The sequence below is a fragment of the Massilia sp. TWR1-2-2 genome, assembly GCF_049897565.1.
Classification (GTDB): Bacteria; Pseudomonadota; Gammaproteobacteria; order Burkholderiales; family Burkholderiaceae_D; genus JAFCUW01.
In genome coordinates this window covers 1-3,084 of the sequence record NZ_JAFCWM010000077.1, presented here as the reverse complement: position 1 = coordinate 3,084, position 3,084 = coordinate 1, and the positions used below count along the sequence as shown (strand labels likewise).

Below are 3,084 nucleotides of genomic sequence, written 5' to 3'. Positions count from 1 at the left end.
GTAGAATTCATATCGGGCAAGGTGGTGTTCGTGTTGTAAATTGTGTTTCTCGATAACTCACATTTTATCAATCACTTACGGCATTCTTGCCCTTTTTTATGCAAAATTCAGGCTAGAAGACCCGCTGGCTGTGCCACAGCCCGTGCTGCGAACGCTGGCCAAGCAGTTGCGCATAGAGGAGCAGGACAAGGCAGACGCCTACAGCGCCGGCGAGCAGCGCTGGCAGCATGCGACGGAAATTCGCGCATCCTATGGATATGTCGATTTCACAGAACCCCTGATCGCCTTCCGTCTGACCCGGTGGCTGTACGCCCTATGCTGGACCGGCACCGATCGGCCGAGCGTACTGTTCGAGCGCGCCACCACCTGGCTCGTGACCCACAAGGTGCTTCTGCCTGGCTGCACGACACTCGAACGGTACGTTGCGCGCCTGCGCAGCCGAGTCGAGGAGCGATTATGGCGCTCGCTTGGAAGTGGGATCAGCCTGGACCAGCAAACGCGCCTGGAAGGCCTCCTGGTCTCTTCTGGCGGCACCCGGAATTCGCCGCTTGATCGCTTGCGTACCGGGCCGGTGGTGGCCAGCAGTCGGTCGATGAGCCTGGCGCTGATGCGACTGCAAGCCGTCCGTGAACTTGGCATCCGGTTGCCGGCCGCCACGCGCATCCCGGCCACGCGGGTCGCGGCCCTAGCCCGGTTCGCCGGCGCCGCCAAGGCCAGCGCGATCCTGCGCCTGCCGGTGCTGCGCCGCCTGGCAACCCTGGTCGCGTTCGTGCACTGCCTCGAAGCATCGGCACAGGATGACGCCCTGGAAGTGCTCGAAGTCATCCTGCGAGAGCTTTTCGGTGACGCCGTGAAGGCCGACAAAAAATCGCGCCTCCGCTCACTCAAAGATTTGGACGAGGCGGCGGCCACCCTCGCCAGCGCCTGCCAAATGCTGCTGGACGATACCGTGCCCGATGCCGAACTACGCAAACAATTGTTCGCCCGGATTTCGCCGGACGCGCTCGCGCTAGCCCTTGCCGGCGTCAACAAGTTGATTCGGCCGACCGACAATGTGTACTACCAGGAGCTGGATGCCAAGTACAAGACCGTGCGCCGCTTCCTGCCTGCGCTGGCCGAACACATCCACTTTGGCTCGAATGCCGCCGGTGAACCGTTTATCGCAGCCTTCGCCTGGCTTCGCGCCAACATGATGGTGAAGAGACCCGACAACGACGCGCCACGTGAAATCATCACCAAGCCATGGCAGCGCCATGTTCTGCGCGAGGATGACGCCATCGATTTCCACGCCTACACCTTCTGTGTTTTGTCCGAACTGCGTATTGCGCTGCGGCGGCGCGACGTGTTCGTGGCCCCGAGCTGGCGGTACGCCGATCCGCGCGCCGGTCTGCTCGATAGCGCTGAATGGGAAACCACGCGCCCGATCATTTGCCGCACATTGGGCCTGTCGCCGACACCGGGGCCGACATTGACGGCCCTTGCCGATGAACTGGACCGCACCTACCAGGCGGTCGCCGCCAGGTTGCCCGACAATCCGTCCGTGCGGTTTGAGAAGGTTGGCGACAAACAAGAACTGGTACTCAGTCCTCTGGATAAAATGGATGAGCCGGAGTCGTTGATCGCGCTGCGCGCCAAAGTCACAGGCAGGCTACCGCGCGTCGATTTGCCGGAACTGATTCTGGAGATTGCCGCCCGCACCCGCTTTACGGATGCATTCACCCACATATCAGAGCGCACCGCGCGCGCTTCCGATCTGCATGTGAGCATCTGCGCGGTGCTGATGGCCGAGGCGTGCAACACGGGACCGGAGCCGCTAATTCGCGGCGACGTACCGGCGCTCAAGCGCGACAGGTTGTCCCGGGTGGACCAGAACTACCTGCGCGACGACACCATCACGGCGGCGAACACCCTGCTGGTCGCCGCGCAAGGCCGTTCGGCGCTGGCCAACGTTTGGGGCGGCGGCGAGGTCGCGTCGGCCGACGGCATGCGGTTCGTGGTGCCGGTGCGGTCAGTGCATTCCGGGCCGAACCCGAAATACTTCGGCGTCGGGCGCGGTGTCACCTGGTACAACCTGATATCAAACCAGTTTTCCGGGCTGAACGATATCACGGTGCCGGGTACGCTGCGCGACAGCCTGGTTCTGCTGGCCGTCGTCCTGGAGCAGCAAACCGACCTACAGCCGACGCAGATCATGACGGACACGGGTGCCTACAGCGATGTGGTTTTCGGGTTGTTCCGCCTGCTTGGATACCGATTCAGTCCGCGCCTGGCCGACGTCGGCGGAACTCGTTTCTGGCGGATCGATGCGAAAGCCGACTACGGGTTGCTCAATTCTGTATCCGGACACAATATCAGCCTGCAAAAGATCGAGCCGCATTGGGATGACATGCTGCGACTGGCCGGCTCGCTCAAGCTTGGCCGGGTCCCGGCTGCCGGCATCATGCGCACGCTTCAGGTGGGCGAGCGCACGACCCGGCTAGCCCAAGCCATCGCCGAGTTTGGCCGGATCGACAAAACCTTGCACACGCTAACCTACATCGATGACGAAGCCAAGCGTCGGGGCACGCTGACCCAACTCAACCGTGGCGAGGGGCGGCATAGCGTCGCCCGCGCCGTATTCCACGGCAAGCGCGGCGAGCTGCGGCAGCATTACCGCGAGGGCCAGGAAGACCAGCTCGGCGCGCTCGGTTTGGTGCTCAACATGATCGTGCCGTGGAACACGAGTTACATGGAGGCCGCATTGAACCAGCTGCGGGCGGACGGCTTCGAGGTGCGGGATGAGGATGTGGCTAGGCTGTCGCCGTTGGTGCATGAGCACATCAACATGCTGGGCCGGTATTCGTTCTCGGTGCCGGACTCGGTAGCTAAAGGAGAGCTGCGGCCGCTGCGCAACCCCGCGAGCGATGAATAGGCTGGTGGACCTGGTCCTTAACCCGGTTTTCCGTTCCACTGCACCTCAAACCCCAGCATCCGCTGCGCAAATTGCGCGTTCTGGTCGATGGGATTTTGCAGAGCATGAGTGCCGAGTTTGAACCTCTGTACTCGCGCCGCGGCAGGCCGTCGATTGCGCCCGAACGCTTGCTC

Annotated in this window: 2 pseudogenes; both read left to right on the top strand. The window is 62.6% G+C overall.

Annotation, left to right across the window (positions count from 1 at the left end):
• Nucleotides 1-112: 112 nt before the first annotated feature.
• Nucleotides 113-2,911, top strand: a pseudogene (locus ACP7DD_RS26365) (Tn3 family transposase); the annotation flags it as partial.
• A 53-nt stretch (nt 2,912-2,964) separates the two neighbouring features.
• Nucleotides 2,965-3,084, top strand: a pseudogene (locus tag ACP7DD_RS26360) (IS5/IS1182 family transposase); the annotation flags it as partial.